Genomic DNA, 20,711 nt, shown 5'->3' with positions numbered 1-20,711 from the left:
GCTTTTACTTTTTTAGTACGCCCATTTAATATAGGCAGAACCCCACGTAAAGCCGCCACCAAAAGCCGCTAAAATCAGATTATCACCTTTTTTCAATTGTTTTTCATAATCAAAAAGGCAAAGCGGTATAGTTCCGGCAGTTGTGTTTCCGTATTTCTGTATATTCAGCATTACTTTTTCATCACCAATGCCCATACGGCGGGCAGTGGCATCAATGATACGCTTATTAGCCTGATGTGGTACTAACCAGGCAATATCGTCTCCGGTCAGCTTATTACGCTCCATGATTTCTGCCGATATATCAGCCATATTGGTTACGGCAAATTTGAATACAGACGGCCCTTCCTGATGAATATAATGTAAACGTTGGTCAACAGTTTCATGAGAAGCAGGGAAGCGGCTTCCACCACCTTTCATAATCAAGTGATTTTCTCCTGTTCCGTCAGAACGAAGCAGAAAATCCATCAGCCCATTTTCTTCGGTTGTAGGCTCAAGCATCACGGCTCCGGCACCATCACCAAACAATACGCAGGTGGTGCGGTCGGTATAATCTATGATAGCAGACATTTTATCTGCCCCGATAATAATTACTTTTTTATATCTGCCCGATTCGATGAATTGTGAACCAATAGAAAGGGCATACAGAAAACCTGAACAAGCAGCCAGAATATCGAAACTACCAATAGTAGGTATCCCCACCTGGGTACAAACCAGATTGGCTGTTGACGGAAACATATAGTCTGGTGTTACCGTTGCACATATTACTAAATCTACTTCTTCGGGCTGGGTATTGGTTTTTTTGAGGAGACCTCTAACTGCTTCAGAAGCCATATGAGAGGTGCCTAATTCTTTGTTAAGTATATGGCGTTCTTTGATACCTGTTCGGGTGGTTATCCACTCATCACTGGTTTCTACAATCTTAGATAAGTCTTCGTTAGTCAAAATATCTTCTGGCAAATAGCCATGAACACCTGTGATAGCTGCTCTAAGTTTCATTGTACAATTTTTTCCAACCCCAAACAGAAGGAGAAATTCAGATTTCTTTTCGTTACTGGGGTTAGTTTATCAGTATGAAAAGTATTATTAATTAATAAAAAATAAGCCTGTAATCTTACAGATTACGGGCTTATCTATTTTCGTATGCTTCTACTATTTGCTCGGTTACTTTTGAGTCCACCTGACGCTTGGCCAGAAGAATCATGTTTTTGATGGCTTCAGGGCTTGAGATACCATGTGCCACAATCACATTACCTTTGATACCAATAATCGGGCTTCCGCCGCCTACTTCGTAGTTCATGCGGTCAATCAACGGGTCTTTAATGCCTTGTTCTGCTGCGTAGTCATACAACGACTCGCCCATTTTAAAAATCACGTTTCCTGTAAAACCTTCTGTAACTATCACGTCTGCTTTGCCATCAAACAAATCACGACCTTCTACATTACCGATAAAGTTTATTTTTTTGCTGATTTTTAATAACTGATAAGCTGCCTGAACAACGGTTGACCCTTTTTGTTCTTCTTCGCCGATATTCAGCAAAGCTACTTTAGGACGTTCGATACCAAATGAGAATTTGGCGTATAACGAACCTAACTCTGCAAACTCGGCTAATACTTCCGGTTTACAGTCAGCGTTGGCACCTATGTCGAGCATAAGGCTGTAACCACCATTTTTCAGAGGGAAAAAGCCGGCAATAGGAGGGCGTTGGATATTGCCTACTGTTTTTAATGTAAACAGCGACCCTACCATCATGGCGCCTGTATTCCCTGCACTACAAAAAGCATCTACCTGCTTTTCTTTTAAAAGTTTAAACCCAACTCCAATGCTGGAATTGGGTTTTTGAGAAAATGCTCTTGTAGGATGCTCACTCATCTCGATAATGTCATCGGCATTAACCATTTCAATAGCATGAGCAGGATATTTTAACGTTCGTAAAATATCTAACATCACTCCCTGCTTGCCTACCAATACGAGTTTCGTACCTTCAGGCAAATGGTTAGCAGCTATTACGGCACCTTCGATAATGGCTTTGGGAGCAAAATCTCCTCCCATAACATCAACGGCAATTTTCATAAAGGAATGGCTTTAGTGAATAAATGTTTGCTTGTTTCGGAATATCAGCAAGGTTTTACCTTATTCAAAAATACCGGAATCAAGTAATTTACGAAAAATCTTATGCTTTTTCGTAGCTTTCAACCACTAATTTACCTTTGTAATATAAATTTCCTTCAAATACGTGCGCACGATGACGTAGGTGAATTTCACCTGTAGTGGCATCTACTGCCAATGCCTTTGTTGATAAAGCATCGTGTGTTCTACGTTTATCTCTTCTTGTTGTCGAATGTCTTCGTTTTGGATGTGCCATTGTTCTGATGAATTAAACTAACACCGTCTTTCCCAAGCCAGCATTAATATTTTTTGTACTTATATTTATCTTAATTTTGTCCTTCTTTCGGATTCTTCAGCGATAAGAGAGCCGCCCAACGTGGGTCTATATGCTCTTCTTTTTTTTCATCTTCTTCTGCTCCTTCGTCTGTCGAATATATAAATTTATCGTCCTCGTCGTCTTCTTCATTTCTGAACCGGGGGTGTAATTTCTTCATTGGAAGCGAAACCCCGATAAAGTCATACATGTGCTGGGCAAGGTTAATAGTTGCGGTATGTTGGGGAATAATCTCTATTTCGTCGGTGATTTCTTCGTGTCGGTCTCCAAATTTATAGATATATTTTTCTTTTAAATGAATAGGTTCCTCGAAAGGTTCCAGACAACGATCACACGTCAGTTCTACTACTCCTTCAATATCAAAAGACAATTGCATAAGAGCCGAGTTTTTATCAAGTACTACCTCGGCTTTAAAATGACCGCTTGTAATAATATCCTGTTCAAAAAACTCGAAAAATTCATTACCTCCTTCAAACTCATAAGTGTATTGCTTATTATTTTCGAGGCCCTGAATATGAATGTCATATTTTGATATTACCTTGCTCACGTTTTTACAGAAAGGTTGCAAATTTACTGCTAATTTTGGAATTAAGAAAGTTTTTAGAGAAAATGCTTAAAATTCTTAGAAATCATCGTGCGTTTTTTATCCTGTTCTTCCTGTGGTTGATTATTCTGGCCTGTTTACAGATAGCTTTCTCGCCTACTGAAATGACGTTCTGGGTCAATAGGCATCATAGCCCTTCTCTTGATACTTTCTTTTGGTTGATTACGCTTTTAGGTGAAGATGGCTTCTGGTTGATACCTTTACTGGTGTACCTATACCAATATTTCAGCGGAAAAAAAGACGTAAAAAACAAAGCAATAATGCTTATAATTATTTGGATTACCAAAGGAATTATATCAGTTGGGTTGAAAAATATTTTTAATCTGCCACGACCTATGGAGGTCTATGAAAATAGCGGGCGAGCCATTCATCTTGTCAGAGGTCTGGAAATACATCATTGGCAGAGTTTTCCGTCGGGGCATACATTTACAGGTTTTGCTTTTGCCTGTTTTTTTATGCTGGTAGCCAGAAACAATGCACTTGGTTTTTTATGGCTGGGTCTGGCAATGTTAATAGGGTATTCAAGAGTATATTTATTTCAACATTTTCCAAGAGATGTTTTTGCAGGGAGTATATTGAGTGTGGCTGTAGTGTTGGGGATTATGCTTATTGTGGGGCGAACGTCTCGTTCGCCGTTAAAGCAATTAAGGAAGGAAGAATAGTGTTAATAGATAGCCTACTGGTTAGTTGATAAACCAACTGCGAGCAAGATGCTCGCACCACATGAGCCACAAGTTTATTTTCGATTATCCTCACCCAATACCATACTCAGATAGCTACTATATCGGCTCTCAGCAATCGTGCCTTCTACTACACCATCTTTGACGGCACATTTGGGTTCATCAATGTGCAGGCAGTTGTGAAAACGACATTCATTTAACAATTCCCGCATTTCAGGAAAGTAATGGCTGATTTCTTCTTTTTCCATATCTGCCAGTCCTAATTCTTTGATACCAGGTGAATCAATGATAAAAGTCTCAGGGTTTATTTCAAACATTTCTGCGAAAGTGGTAGTATGTACCCCTTTATTAGCAAAGGTTGAAATTTCGGAAGTACGTAAATCTAAATCAGGCGCAATGGCATTCACTAAAGTAGATTTACCAACACCCGAATGACCGGATAGCAATGTTACTTTCCCTTTCAGCAACTCGTTGAAAGTATCTACCCCAATATTATTAATGGCTGAGGTAAACAAACATTTATATCCAAGGCTTTCGTATAGGTCGGCAAGTGCTTCCTGATAAGCTATCATTTCATCATCTAAAATATCCAGTTTATTAAAGACCAGCACTGTAGGAATACGGAACGATTCGGCTGTAACAAGAAAGCGGTCAATAAAACCCAGTGAGGTTCTCGGAAAAGTTAGTGTGGCAATCAGTATCGCCTGATCGAGATTGGTAGCTAATAAATGACCATGTGCCGTTTTATGTACCGATTGGCGGATAATATAATTTTCTCGGGGAAGTATATCGTAGATAATAGCTGTATTTTCAGTTTCATTCTCAATCTCATACGCTACTTTATCACCCACAGCAATAGGGTTTGTTACCTTTAAATCTTTGATTTTAAACTTTCCCTTTAGCCGACATTGCAAAATATGTCCCTCCTCGGTACGAACTTCATACCAGGAACCTGTGGAACGCATGACTAAACCTATTTTCTGGCTCAAAACTTGCTATAATTTAATTAATTATTCTTTTAATACAATATAAATTAAAAATGCTTAAATTAGTCTTAAAAACTTAAAATTTTTTATTTTTCGTTCTCTTTTAGATTTGCTCTTCTCTAACAAAGCGATAAGTAGTAAACAATTATATACTGCTAAATTTTCGGGCAATTTTCGCTATTATCTACTAATTGTATAGGATAAAAAAAGAAAATTTACCATTAAATAAATTTTTAAGAAATTTTTAAGTGTTTATCACAACGTTTTGTTCGGTTCTTACGTTTATCAGTTATAGAATCATCTATTATTTAAACAAATCTTATACAACCATGAAAAAGGGAGTTTTATTCGGAATCGCTGCTGTAGCTGTGGGAGTTGTCGTTTTTTCTTTAACCAAGAAAACCAAACCAACATTACCTTATTACAGACCTTATGTAAGATAATTTTGCTTATATGTATTGTAGTCAAAAAAATTTTACTCACATATCATATTCTCCTTTATGCCTGTTTTTGTATAAAGCAAGTACAGAGAATCTTTTGCCTATATTTTAAGGGCGTATCTATACGCCCTTAGCGTTTTCTTATGGGTTATTCTTCTGGTACTCTGCCCTTAATTTTGTTTTCTCAATCGGCACAACACCCACTGATTCACAAACCAGACCTCCTCCTAAATTTGATAATTCTGCAATAGTTTTTGGCGACAATTTCAGTCCTAAACAGATAGCGGCTATACTTACTACTGTATCACCTGCCCCCGACACATCAGTAATGCTTCTTAAATGTGCTGCTACATGATGCACTTCGCCTTGAAAATCAATGAAAACACCTCTCTCAGAGAGTGTCAGAAAAATACCATTAACACCTAATGTTTTTTTTGCTTCGGCCACTACTGCTTTAATGTCTTCTAACTTATCGGCATTGAAATCTATTTTCAGGCCTTCTTTCAGTTCTTTCAGATTTGGTTTAAACAAGTCTGTTCCCTGATAATGGGTAAAGTTACGCTTTTTGGGATCAACAATAGTAGGTATCTGGTGTTGCCTGGCAAAAGCCACAATCTCCTGAATACTTTGCTGGTCTAAAACACCTTTATCATAATCTTCAAAAATCACTACATTGCACGATGGAATCAGCGTTTTGGCTCTTTCTATTAACTGGCTTCTTTCATCTGCGTTGATAAGCGTATCCATTTCAGAATCTATTCTTACCACATGCTGCGACCCTGCCATAATCCGCTGCTTTACGGTTGTTACCCTGTTCGGGCTTTGTATAATACCGTCAACAGGTAAAGCACTGTTCTTTAATAATTCAATTAAATCTTTCGCTTCAGGGTCTGCCCCGATTACTGAACATAAAACAGGCGTAGCTCCTAAAGACTTTATATTCATGGCTACGTTACCTGCGCCTCCCAGACGTATCTCTTTGCGCTTTACATTTACTACCGGTATAGGAGCTTCCGGTGAAATTCTTTCTACTTTTCCGAATATATAAGAGTCTATCATTACATCACCTATAATCAAGACCCGCAGATTATCAAAAGAATCAAAAATTTGATTGACTGTCATTCAAAAATGGATTTCGTATTGTCTGATAGTTATTCACAGAATAAAACGGCCCGCCGTTGCGGTCGGTGTCTAAGATAACAAAGGAGTTATTTTATAATATGTGTCGGACTTAAGTCCGACAATGAATGTAAAAACCCTTGTTTCTTTAGCCGACGAATTTTATTCGCTGTCATTACAAATTGGAATTGCAAAAGTAAGGATTTTAAACGATTTTTTTTTAAAATCATACATTTTGGCAGAGAGATTGCGTTATTTGTAAGCAATTATTTTTGAAGTCAATAGTATCAAACATTGAAGAATTGATACATAAAGATTACATTTGCCATACCGACTACCAACAAAACTATGCGTTATAGTATCCTTTTATTAGCTGTACTGAATTCTTTTTTTGCAAAGGCACAAACGCTTGAGCAATTGGGTTCTGCCATCAATACCGAGTTTAATGAGTTGAATCCTATTATCTCACCCGACGATAAAACGCTGTATTTTGTAAGGGTTAGCCATCCTTCTAACAGTTTTGGTACAAAAGGTAGCCAGGATGTATGGTACTCGGAAAAGAGAGATGATGGCAACTGGACAATTGCCCGCCGGATGCCCAACACCATTAACAAAGACCAATACAACGATTTGTTCAGCATTACACCCGATGGGAATAAGATTCTGATTTCAGGGGTCTATCATAATGGTCGTAGAGATAATATGGCAGGTATATCTATGTGCAAAAGAACAAAAACCGGATGGTCGGAGCCAGAGCAGATCGTGATTCCGAAGTTTGATGAAATCTGCAAAGGGCAATACCTGACAGCCTGCTTATCGAACGATGGAAGAACCTTGATACTGGCGTTTAGTGAAAAGAAGAACTCAAAAGAAGATAATCTTTATGTATGTTTTTTAGGAAGAGACGGCAAGTGGTCGAAACCTGAGAGCTTAGGGGCTGATATTAATACCGGAAGTACTGAAACAACGCCTTTTCTGGCCTCAGATAACTATACTTTATACTTTGCTTCAGACAGAAAAGAAGGAGGATTAGGAGGCACTGATATATGGGTAGCCAAACGCAAAGACAGAAGCTGGACGAAGTGGTCGAAACCTGTAAATTTGGGGGATAAGGTAAATACTGATGCCAATGAGTATTCTTTTTCGGTAGCTGCCTCGGGAGAATATGCTTATGTAAGTACCAAGAAAAACTCGGTAGGCAAAGGCGATATTGTTCGTTTTAAACTACGTGAAGAGAAAAAAGAAGCACCTGTAGTTGCAGGGGTTCAAACTTCTACTGATAAATCTGCAGAGCAAAAGAGTTTAGATGATGGCGGCACACCTATTGACCCCAATAGCCTTGCCCCAACGCCTGTGGTAATTGTGAGTGGTAGAGTAGTAGATAGTAAAACCGGAAAGCCTATTCCGGATGCTAAGGTGATTTATAAAGTGCTACCTGACGGTGATGAAGGAGAAGCCTATGTTAACCCAATTACACAAGAATATAAGATTGTGTTACCTTATGGAGCTAAGTATAGCTATAGAGCCGAAGCACCAGGCTCTATAGGTATTGAAAAATTTATAGACCTGACAAAGGTAGAAGTGCATAAGGAAATAAAAAACGATAATATAATAGTGGCAGCAATAGAGGTAGGAGTAGAGTTACCATTAAACAATATCTTCTTTGAATATGCTAAAGCTACTTTGCGCCCCGATTCTTATCCTGAATTAGACAGAATTGTTGATACTATGAAAGAAAACCCTAATCTGGCTATAGAGATTCAAGGACATACAGATAATGTGGGTTCTAATGAAAGTAACCTGAAACTATCGCAGGATAGGGCAGAAGCTGTAAGAAAATACCTGCTTTCCAAAAAGATTCAGGCGGCACGTGTAACGAGTGTAGGTTATGGCGAGACCAAACCGATTGCTACCAACGATACAGAAGAAGGCAAAGCACAAAACCGCCGTGTGCAGTTGGCTATTGTGAGGAAGTGATATGTCTAATTGTCTGAACTTTTATTGTCTGAACTATGCCGCGATGGTGTACCGTTTTAGCTGATTGACCCGCGCGGCGTCCGCTGATTTCGCTGATTAGTTCATGAAATTAGCATAAGCAATCATTAATTTTAATCAAAATACAGTTTATTCTACCTCTGAAAATCAGTGAAATCATAAAATCAGCGGACGCCGCGCGGGTCAATCACAGTTCAAGACTATCTACAATATCACAGTCCGATTCCCATAAATAAAAACCCTGTCATTAAAGACCAGCTTCAAGGCTTGGGTCAGTACTGATTTTTCTACTTCTTTGCCATCACGTGCCATATCAAGGTAAGTGTATTTATGGTCAACGTCTTTAATATTCTGGGCAATAATTGGCCCTTCGTCTAAATGATTATTCACAAAATGGGCGGTTGCCCCTATGATTTTTACACCTCTTTCATAGGCTTGACGGTAGGGGTTTGCTCCAATAAAGGCAGGTAAGAAAGAATGATGTATGTTGACTATTTTATTGGCATAATTTGCCACAAATTCGGGTGAAAGAATACGCATGTATTTGGCTAAGACCACATACTCAGGTTGGTAAATCTCTAAGGTACGTAAGATTGCTTCTTCATGTTGTTCACGGGTTTTATGCTCATGGCTTACATAATGGAATGGAATCCCGAATTTACTCACCAAAGGTTGAAGAACATTATAATTACTTACAACAGCCAAGATATTGGCATCTAATTCGTCGAAATTATAACGAATCAACAAATCGGATAAACAATGATGCTCTTTGGTGCATAGCACTACTATATCTTTTTTCTTTTTAGGATTTATCCTCAGATTAATAGCTGTAGAAAGAATATTCTCTCTCAGGTCTTTCAGTACTTTCTCAGGGTCTAATTCCTGCGGAGCTACAAATTCTGTACGCATAAAAAACTGTCCGTCAGGACTTACATACTCGTCTTGCGATAAAATATTACATTCGTTTTTGTATAGTACACTTGTTACCAGAAAAATAAGACCTTTGGCATCGGGTCCATCCATTAAAAGAATATGTTTAATCATAAGTTTTTCTACTAATAATCTAAAAGTTATATACCCATAAAACCCTGCAATATAATCACAGCACTTATTTTATCAATGTTGCCCTTCACTTGTCTGTCTTTTTTCTTCATTCCTCCGGCAATCATGGTCTGAACTGCCATTTTTGAAGTAAATCGCTCATCTTGCAAATGAACAGGTATATCCGGAAAATGTATTTTCAGTTCTTCAATCAATCGGTTCACAAAGCTTGTTCCATGTGTATCAGAGCCATCCAGATTTTTGGGCATTCCTACTACAAAGGCTTCTACTTCCTCTGCTTGAGTATATTTTTTCAGATACGCAATCAGCGTTTCGCTGGGTACAGTTTCTAAAGCCGAAGCAATAATTTTCAAAGGGTCGCTTACAGCTAAACCTGTACGTTTGGCTCCGTAATCGATGGCAAGTATTCTGGGCAATTAGTTGCTAATTTAAAACTGTTAAAATTAAACTTTATGAATTAAAATGCATTATTTTTTACAAAGACAAGGAACCAAAACCGGAGTTTAGCATAGCTAAATGAGGATTTTGGTAACGCAGTATTTGTGAAAAAGAATCATTTTAAACTAAATGCGTTTGGCTTCTTCCCAAAACACATCCATTTCAGCCAATGTCATATCTTTCAGGTTTTTATTGGCTTCTTTGGCTTTTTGTTCAAGGTATTGAAAACGCTTGATAAACTTTTTATTGGTACGCTCTAAGGCTGTTTCAGGATTCAGGTTAATAAACCGGGCATAGTTTACTAAAGAAAATAACAAGTCACCAAATTCAGCCTCAGCTTTTTCGGCATCTATCACCTCTTCTTTTTCAGCATTGAATAGTTCTTTAAATTCCTGCATTTCTTCTTCTACCTTGCCCCATACCTGACTTTTTTCTTCCCAGTCAAAACCTACCCCTCTGGCTTTTTCCTGTATGCGCATGGCTTTTACCAAAGCAGGTAAAGATTGTGGTACCCCACCTAATACCGATTTATTGCCCTCTTTTAGTTTCAGTTGTTCCCAGTTTTGCTTCACCTGCTCTTCGTTTTCTACTTTTACATCGCCATAGATATGAGGATGGCGAGAAATTAGTTTATCACAGATACCATGTAACACATCGGCTACATCAAAATCTCCGGTTTCAGAGGCAATTCTTGCATAGAAAACCAGATGCAGCATTATATCTCCCAATTCCTTTTTTATTTCGGGCAGGTCTTTCTCTAAAATCGCATCAGATAGTTCATAAGTTTCTTCAATAGTCAGATGGCGCAAGGTATCCATAGTCTGTTTTTTATCCCACGGACATTGCTCTCTTAACTCATCCATAATGGTCAATAATCGGTCGAAAGCCATGAGTTTCTCCATGCGTTCAGGAGGAAATACCAAAGGGAGTTTATTGCTCATAAATCTATTATAGAAATTTTCGTAAAGTTCGGGAATAAAAAACAAAAAAGCCACCTGAAAAAAGCAGATGGCAAAATATTACTTCAATTAATCAATCTTATCAGGTTTTCCATTTAATAGCACAACCAATGGCTTTGGTAGTAGGGGTTACCACAGGTTTTCCCAATAGTAAACTATTTACAGCATCGCTTACATAATGCTTGGTTACATTGACAGGGTCTTGGGGGTTATCGTCAATTGCACCAATATAATGTACTATTATTTTGCCGTTTTCTTTATTCAATACGAAAGCATGAGGGGTACGCATGGCACCAAATGCTTTGGTAATAGTTTGGGTATTGTCGGTCAGATATGGATAAGTATAACCCTTCTCTTTGGCTCTTGCCTGCATATTTACAAAAGAGTCTTCTTCATAAGCTTCGGGGTCGTTCGGGTTAATAGCAATAACCGGATAGCCTTGTGAGGCATATTTTTTATCAATAGCAATTACACGGTCTTCGTAAGATTTGGAGAATGGACAATGATTAGAGATAAAAACTACAATAAAGCCTTTGGCCGATGCGAAATCATTTAAAGAAACCGTTTTTCCATCTACATTCTTTAATTTGAAATCGGCAACGGCATCACCAATACCATAACCTGCTAATCTTTTTATTGAGGTTTCGGGCTGATCATCAGTTATAGCAAATGATGGGAGAGAGAGAAAACCCAATCCTACCAGCAAACTCAAAACCAACCCAATTTTCTTTTTCATGTTATGTGATTTTTTATAAAAAACCTGCTTAAACAAACGTACGTGTATTAGATTTATTTTAATACCGATAGTTTAAATTTAATCACCAGACAAATATAAAAATCTTTTGGGAGATAAGCACTGAATATGTTTGATAGTGTTTTGAGTAGGTTATACCGTATCACGATTTTTTAAATCTTTAGGTGGACTATCACACAAGATTAAGTAGTTTTTTATCTATTACTATGAAACGACGATTTGAAAAATCGTGATACAATTATCATAAACCTTTCAGAATAGCTTTATGATGATGCCCAATGTGATAGTGCATAAAATAATATATTTCCCGGATTGTCATGAGTTTTAAAACAGGATGCCTGATAACAATTTCATCTAATTCTGTTTCTGACCATTCGTCTAAATAATTGGCCAGTATTTCGTGATGTTTAACGAAACTGTTAATCAGAATCGTTTTTGATGGGTTTTCGGGTAGAATCGGAACAAATGCACCACTGGCTTTGATACCTGTACCTAAGATAGTCAGGTAAGCGTTTACTACCCCATCATAATCTAAGTTCGGACGGTCAATCTTACCGAATTGTCTGACTAATACTTCCTTCGGAAAAGCTAATCCCTGATTAAAACCTTTGGCTGATTGTGTAAGATGCAGCATGTTTTCAGCAACTGACCATTTTTCACCAATAGGAGCAAAAAACTGAGTTTCTTCTATGCTTTCGGTTTCATTGGCAAGTTTGCCGAAACGTTCTTTCAAGGCTTGTTGTAGTTCTGGTTTTGTCATGATTGTAAGATTTAATGATGAAAATCATGGGAACGTACACGGCACGTTCCCTGACCTATTACCTGTTAACGCACTATTAAAATCTTCAATGATATATTATACCAAACGTTCGTTTCTTTATCCGAAAAAAATATAATGGACTTGGTTCTCTATTTCTTGCTTATTTTAATTTCAGCATAGAACGGTTAAAAGCATCATAGAGATACTGTTTATCACCATACAGTTTTGAAAACATGACTGCACCTTCAAATTCCATAATGGTTAGCTGAGCCAGTTTGAATGCCGTTTCCGGGTCTTTCTGGGTCATAAAAATTTCTTTCAGAGCGGTTGTCCACTCATTCATGATATTTTTTAATACTTCATGAAATTCAGGTATCACACCTACGGTTTCGAGCGTAGTATTTCCTATCAGACAACCTCCCTCTTTTTCTAAAAGCAACCTCCCCATTTTTTTCAGAAGTTTTCCCATGCGTTCTTCAGGGGTAAGACTTGTATCTTGTGCAATCGGAAAAACCCTTTCTTTCAGGTAATTGTAAATCCACACCAGGAGGTCTTTCATCAGCATTTCTTTACTCGGAAAATAATGGTAAAGACTGCCTTTTAATAATCCACAGTTTTGAGCAAGGTCTTGCATAGACGTATTATGATATCCCTTGGTTCGGAAAACATCTGACGACTTTAGCAAGATTTCTTCTTTTGTTACTTTCTGAATAGGCATTAAAATCTGATTATAAAGACCATTGGCGCGTAGCCGGACAAATGTACAAAGAGTTTTTATTTTACCAAACGATTGGTAGGGAAAATTTAAATTTGATTTATACCATTACAATAACGATATTACCTTTCATATGGTAAATAAGGGTTGTTTTCATAGAGAATATGCCTTTCATCATATATAAAGATTAAAAAATTGGCTGAGGAAACCATATTTTTCATAAAACCGTTTTGTTTTCATTCGGTTTTACAAACACTATCATAACGAGATGAATAGAATTTTTGGACTTGCCCTGGCGGCAGTCGTATTTGTACTGATAGACTTATATGTCTGGCAGGCAATTAAATTGGTGATGCGTTCATCAAGTGGGCTTACTCAACGGATAATTGGCTATGGGTATTGGGGTTTAACCATTATTTCAATCATTGCCTTTATAGGAGTCTTTACCTATATGCCTGCTGCACCCCCGGTTAAAGCCAGTTTCAGGACATTTGTGATGGCAGGCGTCTTTATTATCTATATATCAAAAGTATTTTCGGTATTGGTACTATTTATTGACGATATTATCCGCTTTTTTAAATGGATTGCCTCGTTTTTTCAAAGTACATCTGCCTCAAAACCATCTGCGGTTACCGATAATCTACAACCTGTCTCTACGGGTATTAGCCGTTCGGAGTTTTTAGCTAAATCGGCTCTGGCCTTAGGTGGTTTACATTTAGGTGGCATGACCTGGGGTATATTGTCAGGTGCGCATGATTATCATTTAAGAAGGGTAACACTCAATCTGAAAAACTTGCCGAAGCAATTTGATGGAATGACCATTGCACAGCTTTCTGACATTCATTCAGGTAGTTTTTTTAATAAAACAGCAGTAAAAGGTGGCGTAGAAATGTTGATGAAAGAAAAACCGGATGTGTTTTTCTTTACAGGTGACCTGGTAAATAACATTGCGCCGGAAGTGAAAGACTACATTGATATTTTCTCTAAAATTAAAGCCCCATTGGGTACTTTCTCTACCCTTGGTAACCATGATTATGGAGATTATACTGATTGGGCATCGGCAGATAAAAAACGACAGAACTTAATAGATTTAATGGGTGCTCATAAAACAATGGGTTGGGATTTGTTGATAGATGAACATCGTGAATTAAAAGTAGATGGAGAAAAAATAGGAATTTTAGGTATTCAGAACTGGGGTGCAGGTGGATTTGCCAAATATGGTAATTTAGAAAAAGCAAATGCTAATACTCAGGATTATCCGGTTAAATTGTTGCTCTCGCACGACCCAAGCCATTGGAGAAATCAGGTTTTACCAAAGTATAAAGACATTGATGTGGCTTTTGCCGGGCACACCCACGGAATGCAATATGGTGTAGAATTAGGTAATTTTAAGTGGTCGCCGGTACAATTGCGCTATAAAGAGTGGGCAGGTTTATACGAAGAAGGAGACCAGAAACTCTATGTGAACCGTGGATTTGGCTATATAGGTTATCCGGGTCGTTTAGGTATTTATCCTGAGATTACAATTTTTGAATTGAAATCTGTATAAAACAACAGGGCGAATACCAATTCAGATATTCGCCCTGTTACTATTATGACTTCTATTATTAGCTAAGCAGGTTCCATTTGAATAGGCCAATTCTGGCAAACATGTATAGAAGAGATACTCTTAGTACTCCTAATCCGTATTTGGAACTTCTGACAAAATTGATAGAAGAGGCTTCTTCAAAATATTTGGTGGGGCAAGTAACTTCTGCTATTTCGTAATCTTTCCAGAATATCTGTGCTATCATTTCATTATCGAAAATAAAATCATCATCACATTTACTGAATGGTACAGTTTCCAATACCTGTTTTGAAAATGCCCGATAGCCGGTATGATATTCGGAGAGTTTTTGTCCCATTAACAGGTTTTGTGAAAAAGTCAGGAAACGGTTGGCAATGTATTTATACATGGGCATACCGCCTTTTAAGGCACCTTTGCCTAAAATTCTTGACCCAAAAACTACCGGATAAAGGTCTTCGCCAATAATACTCACCATAGCTCTGATTAACTTTGGGGTATATTGGTAGTCAGGATGTACCATTACTACAATATCTGCCCCTATGTCAAGGGCTTTGTTATAACAGGTTTTCTGGTTTCCACCATAGCCTTTATTTATATCATGTCTGATAACATGATGAATGTTTAATCGCTTGGCTACTTCGGCGGTATCGTCCGGGCTGTAATCATCAACTAATATTACTTCATCAACAATATCAAATGGAATTTCTCGGTAAGTACGTTCAAGTGTTTGTGAAGCCCGGTAGGCAGGCATTACAATTACTACTTTTTTGTTATTATACATAAATTATTGAGTTTTCGGTGCTAATTTGCAGCCGATTTTTGGTGAAATATCACCATTTTAGAATTGGGTTGCAAAATAGTGTATGATTCTTCTGATTTCCAAGAATAAATTATCTCACAACTCATGATAAACAGGCAAACAAAATGCCAATTAATAACAATTAACACACGAAATGCAGATTTCGTATTAGCAAATTTCATATGTCATTATCAAGTGAGACTATATTTTTTATAGGGTTTTCGATTTTTGTTGCATTTGTGATGGCTCTCGATCTGGGAGCATTCAGTAAATCTAAAAGCCATGTGGTAAGTTTTAAAGAAGCTGGTATCTGGAGTGCCGTCTGGGTTTCGCTGGCCATTGCCTTTTTCTTTTTTCTTCGCCAGTATGGCTATCTGATTCATGATATTAGTGATGTAACGCATCTACAGGATGTAAAGGAAAAGTATTATGAGTCGTTGAAACTCCCGCCGAATTTTGAAGCGGCTTTAAGGACTTTTCAGAATAGCATGGCGATTGATTATCTAACGGGTTATCTGACAGAATATTCGTTATCAGTTGATAATATCTTTGTATTTATTCTGATTTTCAATTCGTTCGGCGTTCATAAGAAGTTTTATAAGAAAGTGTTGGTATGGGGTATTTTAGGCTCTATTGTTTTACGCTTTATCTTCATTTTTATCGGAGCTGCCCTGATTCAGGAGTTTGAATGGATTCTGTATATTTTTGGCGCTTTTCTGATTTATACAGGAGTTAATATCCTGCGGAATAAAGAAGAAGATGAAGAAATAGACCCGGCAAAACATCCGGTGGTAAAGTTTGCTTCTAAATATTTTAATGTCTATAAACGCAATGTGATTGACCATTTTTTAGTCTATCATAAACGATTTAAGAAATGGTATATTACGCCATTGTTTCTGGTGATGTTAGTAATTGCAGGTACTGATGTGGTTTTTGCGGTTGACTCTATTCCCGCTATTTTCTCTATTACCAAAGACCCTTATATTGTATTCTTCTCTAATGTATTTGCCATTATGGGGCTTCGCTCTATGTTTTTCTTCCTGGCAAGTATCATGGGTCTTTTCCGCTTCCTGAAATATGGCTTAGGTATTTTATTGAGTTTTATCGGTGTCAAAATGCTTTTACATCATCAGTTATCAGCAGTTGGGTTTACTAATGTTCACTCGCTGTTGGTTATTGTGGGTATATTAGTGGTAAGCATAGGAGCAAGTGTGGTGTTTCCGGAGAAGAAATAATACTATATACTTTTGGAAGACTTTAACACGGAATGTCAATATCATTCCGTGTTACGGCTCCATAGTCTTTCAAATTTCCAACCTTTGGCACGCAGGCTGATTGGCAGATAAGCGTGGGCATCTTTTGGCGTAATGCTCTCATAATACAAATCATCGTCTGTTAAAATAAGAGATTCGTAAGTGCCCGAGTCTTTTACTGTAATGTCTGCGAAAGGTAATTCTAAATAAAATCCCTGATTTTCACGTACCAACTGATTTTTCAATAGCCATCGGGTATTGAATTTTTCTGTTGTATGCGGTTCTGGCGTATAATCTCCCTGCGATACCTCTAAGGCATATTCGAGGTATTTTTTTAATAACTTAGGCCCTTGATTCTGCGATTGGTCAACCTGTAATTGGTGAGGTAAAATACTACTGACAATATAAATAAATTCTCTTGCACGGGTTACAGCCACATTCAATCGGTTTTCTCCGCCTTGCTGATTCAGACTACCGAAATTCATTAATAGCTTGCCTTTCAGGTTAGGCGCATAGCCTATCGAGAAAATCACAATATCATATTCATCACCTTGTATATTTTCGATATTTTTTATTACCCCCCAACCCTCACCCAGAACCGGTGAGATAGTCTGATAAATCAAATCAGCCTGTTTAAAGTTGAAGGTAACTACCCCAATCGTTTTAGACGGAGCTTTACGTTTCAAGTCTTCAACAATTTCTAATACCTTTTGTGCCTCAGTCGGATTTGTATTATTTTCCCAATAGCCATCCAGTTTGATATAACTGATAGCAGGTTTGTTTTTGCTGATTTCGGTATAATGCGGCAATAATTGAAGAGAATTTTTATAAAAATGCTGATTAGAGAAATCTATCAGGTCTAAAGAATGACTGCGATAGTGACCTCTTAACCAAGATTGTGGCAGGTATTGGGCAGCTAAATCAAGCAAGGAGTCTATTTCTAAAACAGTCTCATCTTCGGCGTCCTCATCATAGCGAATCTGATATAAGTCGGTTGGTTGTAGTTGTTTAGAATCTCCGGCAATTACTACCTGTTTACCCCGATAAATGGCTGGGATACCATTTTCGGCAAAACATTGAGAGGCTTCATCAAAAATCACTAAATCAAAAAGTGAATCAGTTGGATTTTGCCCTGAAAGCGGGAAAATAGCCGATACCGATTCAGGGGAAGCCATCCAGCAGGGAATCAGCTTAAATATTTCTTCTGAATGATTTTCTAATAATTTCCGAACCGACCACAGTTTACGTTTTTTGGTAGTCTGGTGTTGTAATTCCCGATAGGTAACCACGTTTTGAAGACGGTTAATTACCAAATCCTGATAAGTCTGTTCACGCAATTTCAGTAATAATATCTCCTGACTCAGCTCCTGCTTTTTAATCACACATTCCTGCAATTCAGTTTCCAATTGCTCTACTTTTAAAGAGCTAACCCCTCTTAAAATAGGATAAAGCATTTCAATATGTTGTGTCCAGGCTATGCGTAGCGAGTTCAGAAATACCTCTGTTAACTCGGTAGTACTTACCGCCGGATTATTATAGCCAAGTAAACGTTTGATTACGTCTGATTCAGTAGTGTTGAAAGACTCCTTCAGTTCATCAGCTTCTACCAGTAAATCAAAATTCTGTTTAAGATAGCTAATACATTCTTGTTTTAACTCCGGTTTTGCCACCAGATTCTCTATCTGTTGGTAAGATACATACAACTGCCATTGCACAAACTCTAATTTGGTGTCAACAATCAGTTTAGCTAAATCTTTGAATGGATTAACAGAAAATGCTTTTGCATGCGTGAATATATCGGTAGTCTGACGGCGAATAAACTCTTCCTGTTGATAAATAGCATAGGCTTTATTAGCAAGTATATAATTCCGCAACTGGCTTTTGATAGTCTCCCAGCTATCCTTTTCATCAATTACAACCTCTTTTTTATTGAGTTTTTCTTTGATGTCTTCAAACGCAATTCGTTGCTGAATTTTCTTATTCAATAGGCCTAATCCTGCTTCATTAAGTGGTAGCCTGTTTTGTGCTAATAATAGTTCAATCTCTCTTTTATCTTTTGAGAAGAATTTCCAGACAAGCGAGTTGAGACCTGACTGGCTGGCTAAGTAGGCTTTCTCTACCTGTGTTTTCCTGAATAACAAATCTCTGGCCGGAATACTCTGTTCAATGCCCTCGTGTGTAAACAATTGCGCTAATTCGGTATAGATTTGTTCTAAATCAAACTGGCGGTTACTGATGAATTTTTTCTCCTGAACAATAGAAGTGAAAACCTCACCGACTTGTGTATTTTCAAAATATTTAATGAAATTCTGGACGGTATTTTCATCAAACTGATTCAACTCGATAATAGAGAATAATTGCCCGTTCTTTTGTTGAAAACCCATAACTGCCTCAAGAGTATCTGTAATTTTTACAAGGTCTGTAAAAGTTCTTTTGCTGAATGAGTTGCGCAATTGCCAGAATTCATAGCCTGCTCCGCTTCTGAGTTTAGCTTCGTATTGAAGGTAACGGCTAAGTCTTCCTTCAAAATCAGCTAATTCATGAAAGGGGAAAGACCTATACAGGTCTTGTAAATCAATAGCAGGTTTATTGAGACTACTGCTCAGATATAACTCTTTTACTGATGTACCGCACACAGATTCATCAAAAAGGGCATCTTTCAGGCTTTGCAACTCTTCTGAAATCTTATCAATTCTGCGGCTGATTTGGGTAAAGTTGCGTTCCAGAAAAATGGCATCAAGTCCTTTGTTTTTCTTCTGATAATCTTCAATCCGTTCTATCTGTCCGGCAATTTTTTCAAAAAGGGCTTTTCTGTCATTCTTGAAATCATGAATCAAAGCCGCAAAGTCGGTCATAGCCACTTTTTGCAGACGCTGGTACACAGTATCTAAAGCCACACGCTTCTGGCAAACTACTAAAACCTTTTTTCCTCGGGCCGTAAAATCAGCTATCAGGTTAGCAATCATCTGAGATTTACCTGTACCGGGAGGCCCCTGTACTACAATCGAATACCCCTCTTTTACCTGCTTGATGGCTTCTTCCTGCGAGGCATCAATGGCAAAAGGTAAAAAAGCAGTTTCTTCTTTAAACAAAGGCTGATTGGTTGGAGGCGTAGCGTGTTGAAATAACTCTTCAAAAGTATCTAATTCATAATGTCCCTCTTCGGCATTTTTGATGAGTTCTTCATAGTCGGGTACCAGATAAGAACCTGCCTGTGGGAAAATACCTAATACTGCCTGCGGATATAGTTTTAGCTCTCCATTACGTTCACTGCTGTCTAACTCCGATTTAGCTAATTTTTCAAAATCAATTAACTGATTTTGAAAAAGCTCCTGATTGAAATTAATTTCAACCGGACTATCTTTCAGTAACTCATATAATTGTGTGCGAAAGGCCAGACTATCTTTGTCAAAATCCTCGAACGATTTCTCTAACCATTCGTCAGGTAGTTTTATCTGATTGAAATAAGAATACGCTAATAGAAAACTTCTGTTGAGGCTTACAGGCTCGTCACGTTGTTCTAAAATCCATTTTTTGCCATTGTTTTTTAGAGTAACCGGAAAAAACAATAAGGGGCAACGCACCGGAGTGCCATCAGAAAGTTTTCCTTTTATAAACGGATAGGCCACATATAAATCTTTAGCTCCACGTTCTTCTTCAATAAAATTTTCGGTTCTTGCCAGTTTGCGCAGGCGTTGGCTTACCTCATTCACTTTATCATACCGACTATCCTGCACATCACATAACGTAATCTGGTTTTTCTGACTAATCAGTTGATGGATATAGTCAAAAGAGGGTTTGTTGTCTAAAAAATTCAGACTATGTAAGTCAAGAAATTGTTCCTGAGGTAAATTTAAGAGTAAAAGCGACCTGTTACGAGAAGTAAGGTTTGTTAGCCGACGAAGGTATGTTTTTAGTAATTTTTGCACTATTCTATGATTTGGGTACTAAATAAAGCCTGCTTTTATCATTCAGACTTCTATTTACAAATTTATTGGTATTAACCATTCATCAACGTTTAACACACCTTAACATTTTCTGTTTGCATTAAATTATTTAATTACCTTAATTCGTTATAGCAATTTAAAACGACAAAGTAGGCATAGGCAACAAACTTATGCTCATTTTGGCGTTTATTT

The 20,711-nt window shown here is 37.7% G+C and carries 18 protein-coding genes; 4 read left to right on the top strand and 14 right to left on the bottom strand.

All coding sequences use genetic code 11. From position 1 onward, the window contains the following. Positions 1–12: 12 nt before the first annotated feature. The 4 genes from EWM59_RS13165 to EWM59_RS13150 form a co-directional block, all read right to left on the bottom strand. Positions 13–996: a beta-ketoacyl-ACP synthase III gene (locus EWM59_RS13165; protein WP_130021444.1), complete on the bottom strand. Its 984-nt coding sequence runs from the start codon at positions 994–996 to the stop codon at positions 13–15. A gap of 130 nt (positions 997–1,126) precedes the next feature. Then, positions 1,127–2,071, bottom strand: coding sequence for a phosphate acyltransferase PlsX (gene plsX / locus EWM59_RS13160; RefSeq protein ID WP_130021443.1), 945 nt, complete (start codon positions 2,069–2,071; stop codon positions 1,127–1,129). Positions 2,072–2,171: 100 nt separating this feature from the next. Next, complete coding sequence (gene rpmF / locus EWM59_RS13155) at positions 2,172–2,363, bottom strand: 50S ribosomal protein L32 (RefSeq protein WP_130021442.1); 192 nt, start codon at positions 2,361–2,363, stop codon at positions 2,172–2,174. A 70-nt stretch (positions 2,364–2,433) separates the two neighbouring features. Next, positions 2,434–2,988: a YceD family protein gene (locus EWM59_RS13150; protein ID WP_130021441.1), complete on the bottom strand. Its 555-nt coding sequence runs from the start codon at positions 2,986–2,988 to the stop codon at positions 2,434–2,436. A 62-nt stretch (positions 2,989–3,050) separates the two neighbouring features. Here EWM59_RS13150 and EWM59_RS13145 point away from each other — a divergent pair, with 62 nt between their 5' ends. Further along, positions 3,051–3,707: a phosphatase PAP2 family protein gene (locus tag EWM59_RS13145; RefSeq protein ID WP_130021440.1), complete on the top strand. Its 657-nt coding sequence runs from the start codon at positions 3,051–3,053 to the stop codon at positions 3,705–3,707. A gap of 74 nt (positions 3,708–3,781) precedes the next feature. Here the strand turns inward: EWM59_RS13145 and rsgA are convergent, their stop codons facing one another. Both rsgA and EWM59_RS13135 read right to left on the bottom strand, forming a co-directional pair. Continuing rightward, the gene (gene rsgA / locus EWM59_RS13140; RefSeq protein ID WP_130021439.1) at positions 3,782–4,690 is read right to left on the bottom strand and encodes a ribosome small subunit-dependent GTPase A; all 909 of its coding nucleotides are present in this window, start codon (positions 4,688–4,690) and stop codon (positions 3,782–3,784) included. A 602-nt stretch (positions 4,691–5,292) separates the two neighbouring features. Further along, the gene (locus EWM59_RS13135; RefSeq protein ID WP_130021438.1) at positions 5,293–6,273 is read right to left on the bottom strand and encodes a bifunctional heptose 7-phosphate kinase/heptose 1-phosphate adenyltransferase; all 981 of its coding nucleotides are present in this window, start codon (positions 6,271–6,273) and stop codon (positions 5,293–5,295) included. A gap of 345 nt (positions 6,274–6,618) precedes the next feature. Between EWM59_RS13135 and EWM59_RS13130 the strand changes: the two genes are divergently transcribed. Further along, on the top strand, positions 6,619–8,247 hold the full coding sequence (locus EWM59_RS13130; protein WP_130021437.1) for an OmpA family protein: 1,629 nt from the start codon (positions 6,619–6,621) through the stop codon (positions 8,245–8,247). A gap of 222 nt (positions 8,248–8,469) precedes the next feature. Here the strand turns inward: EWM59_RS13130 and purU are convergent, their stop codons facing one another. The 6 genes from purU to EWM59_RS13100 form a co-directional block, all read right to left on the bottom strand. Next, entirely contained in the window at positions 8,470–9,309 is an 840-nt protein-coding gene (purU, locus tag EWM59_RS13125) for a formyltetrahydrofolate deformylase (protein WP_229239356.1), read from the bottom strand. A 26-nt stretch (positions 9,310–9,335) separates the two neighbouring features. Continuing rightward, complete coding sequence (gene ruvX, locus EWM59_RS13120; protein ID WP_130021436.1) at positions 9,336–9,743, bottom strand: Holliday junction resolvase RuvX; 408 nt, start codon at positions 9,741–9,743, stop codon at positions 9,336–9,338. Positions 9,744–9,890: 147 nt separating this feature from the next. Then, positions 9,891–10,706, bottom strand: a complete 816-nt coding sequence (gene mazG / locus EWM59_RS13115) for a nucleoside triphosphate pyrophosphohydrolase (protein WP_130021435.1) — start codon at positions 10,704–10,706, stop codon at positions 9,891–9,893. 100 nt (positions 10,707–10,806) lie between these two features. Next, a complete protein-coding gene (locus EWM59_RS13110; protein WP_130021434.1) occupies positions 10,807–11,460 on the bottom strand; it encodes a thioredoxin family protein in 654 nt (217 codons plus the stop codon). 259 nt (positions 11,461–11,719) lie between these two features. Then, the gene (locus EWM59_RS13105) at positions 11,720–12,238 is read right to left on the bottom strand and encodes a DinB family protein (RefSeq protein ID WP_130021433.1); all 519 of its coding nucleotides are present in this window, start codon (positions 12,236–12,238) and stop codon (positions 11,720–11,722) included. Positions 12,239–12,398: 160 nt separating this feature from the next. After that, positions 12,399–12,956 (bottom strand): TetR/AcrR family transcriptional regulator, encoded by a 558-nt coding sequence (locus tag EWM59_RS13100; protein WP_130021432.1) that lies wholly within the window; start codon positions 12,954–12,956, stop codon positions 12,399–12,401. Between the two features lie 265 nt (positions 12,957–13,221). On the opposite strand from EWM59_RS13100, the gene EWM59_RS13095 reads away from it, so the two are divergent. Then, positions 13,222–14,502, top strand: a complete 1,281-nt coding sequence (locus EWM59_RS13095) for a metallophosphoesterase (RefSeq protein ID WP_130021431.1) — start codon at positions 13,222–13,224, stop codon at positions 14,500–14,502. 58 nt (positions 14,503–14,560) lie between these two features. Here EWM59_RS13095 and EWM59_RS13090 read toward each other — a convergent pair whose 3' ends face one another. Beyond that, on the bottom strand, positions 14,561–15,301 hold the full coding sequence (locus tag EWM59_RS13090; protein ID WP_130021430.1) for a glycosyltransferase family 2 protein: 741 nt from the start codon (positions 15,299–15,301) through the stop codon (positions 14,561–14,563). A 200-nt stretch (positions 15,302–15,501) separates the two neighbouring features. Between EWM59_RS13090 and EWM59_RS13085 the strand changes: the two genes are divergently transcribed. After that, a complete protein-coding gene (locus EWM59_RS13085) occupies positions 15,502–16,554 on the top strand; it encodes a TerC/Alx family metal homeostasis membrane protein (RefSeq protein ID WP_130021429.1) in 1,053 nt (350 codons plus the stop codon). Between the two features lie 41 nt (positions 16,555–16,595). On the opposite strand, the gene EWM59_RS13080 is transcribed toward EWM59_RS13085, so the two are convergent. Next, positions 16,596–20,501 (bottom strand): AAA domain-containing protein, encoded by a 3,906-nt coding sequence (locus EWM59_RS13080; RefSeq protein ID WP_130021428.1) that lies wholly within the window; start codon positions 20,499–20,501, stop codon positions 16,596–16,598. Positions 20,502–20,711 lie beyond the last annotated feature (210 nt).

Origin of the sequence: Emticicia agri (assembly GCF_004168285.1) — a bacterium.
Classification (GTDB): domain Bacteria; phylum Bacteroidota; class Bacteroidia; order Cytophagales; family Spirosomataceae; genus Emticicia; species Emticicia agri.
The sequence above is the reverse complement of the archived record's forward strand: the minus strand, read 5'-3'. Positions and strand labels throughout refer to the sequence as shown.

Coding starts and splice junctions, on each gene's coding strand:
- EWM59_RS13105 (WP_130021433.1), bottom strand. CDS start 12,238: ATGACAAAACCAGAACTACAACAAGCCTTGAAAGAACGTTTCGGCAAA.
- EWM59_RS13110 (WP_130021434.1), bottom strand. CDS start 11,460: ATGAAAAAGAAAATTGGGTTGGTTTTGAGTTTGCTGGTAGGATTGGGT.
- mazG (WP_130021435.1), bottom strand. CDS start 10,706: ATGAGCAATAAACTCCCTTTGGTATTTCCTCCTGAACGCATGGAGAAA.
- EWM59_RS13145 (WP_130021440.1), top strand. CDS start 3,051: ATGCTTAAAATTCTTAGAAATCATCGTGCGTTTTTTATCCTGTTCTTC.
- EWM59_RS13165 (WP_130021444.1), bottom strand. CDS start 996: ATGAAACTTAGAGCAGCTATCACAGGTGTTCATGGCTATTTGCCAGAA.
- EWM59_RS13130 (WP_130021437.1), top strand. CDS start 6,619: ATGCGTTATAGTATCCTTTTATTAGCTGTACTGAATTCTTTTTTTGCA.
- EWM59_RS13085 (WP_130021429.1), top strand. CDS start 15,502: ATGTCATTATCAAGTGAGACTATATTTTTTATAGGGTTTTCGATTTTT.
- EWM59_RS13090 (WP_130021430.1), bottom strand. CDS start 15,301: ATGTATAATAACAAAAAAGTAGTAATTGTAATGCCTGCCTACCGGGCT.
- EWM59_RS13100 (WP_130021432.1), bottom strand. CDS start 12,956: ATGCCTATTCAGAAAGTAACAAAAGAAGAAATCTTGCTAAAGTCGTCA.
- plsX (WP_130021443.1), bottom strand. CDS start 2,071: ATGAAAATTGCCGTTGATGTTATGGGAGGAGATTTTGCTCCCAAAGCC.
- EWM59_RS13095 (WP_130021431.1), top strand. CDS start 13,222: ATGAATAGAATTTTTGGACTTGCCCTGGCGGCAGTCGTATTTGTACTG.
- rsgA (WP_130021439.1), bottom strand. CDS start 4,690: ATGCGTTCCACAGGTTCCTGGTATGAAGTTCGTACCGAGGAGGGACAT.
- EWM59_RS13135 (WP_130021438.1), bottom strand. CDS start 6,273: ATGACAGTCAATCAAATTTTTGATTCTTTTGATAATCTGCGGGTCTTG.
- rpmF (WP_130021442.1), bottom strand. CDS start 2,363: ATGGCACATCCAAAACGAAGACATTCGACAACAAGAAGAGATAAACGT.
- purU (WP_229239356.1), bottom strand. CDS start 9,309: ATGATTAAACATATTCTTTTAATGGATGGACCCGATGCCAAAGGTCTT.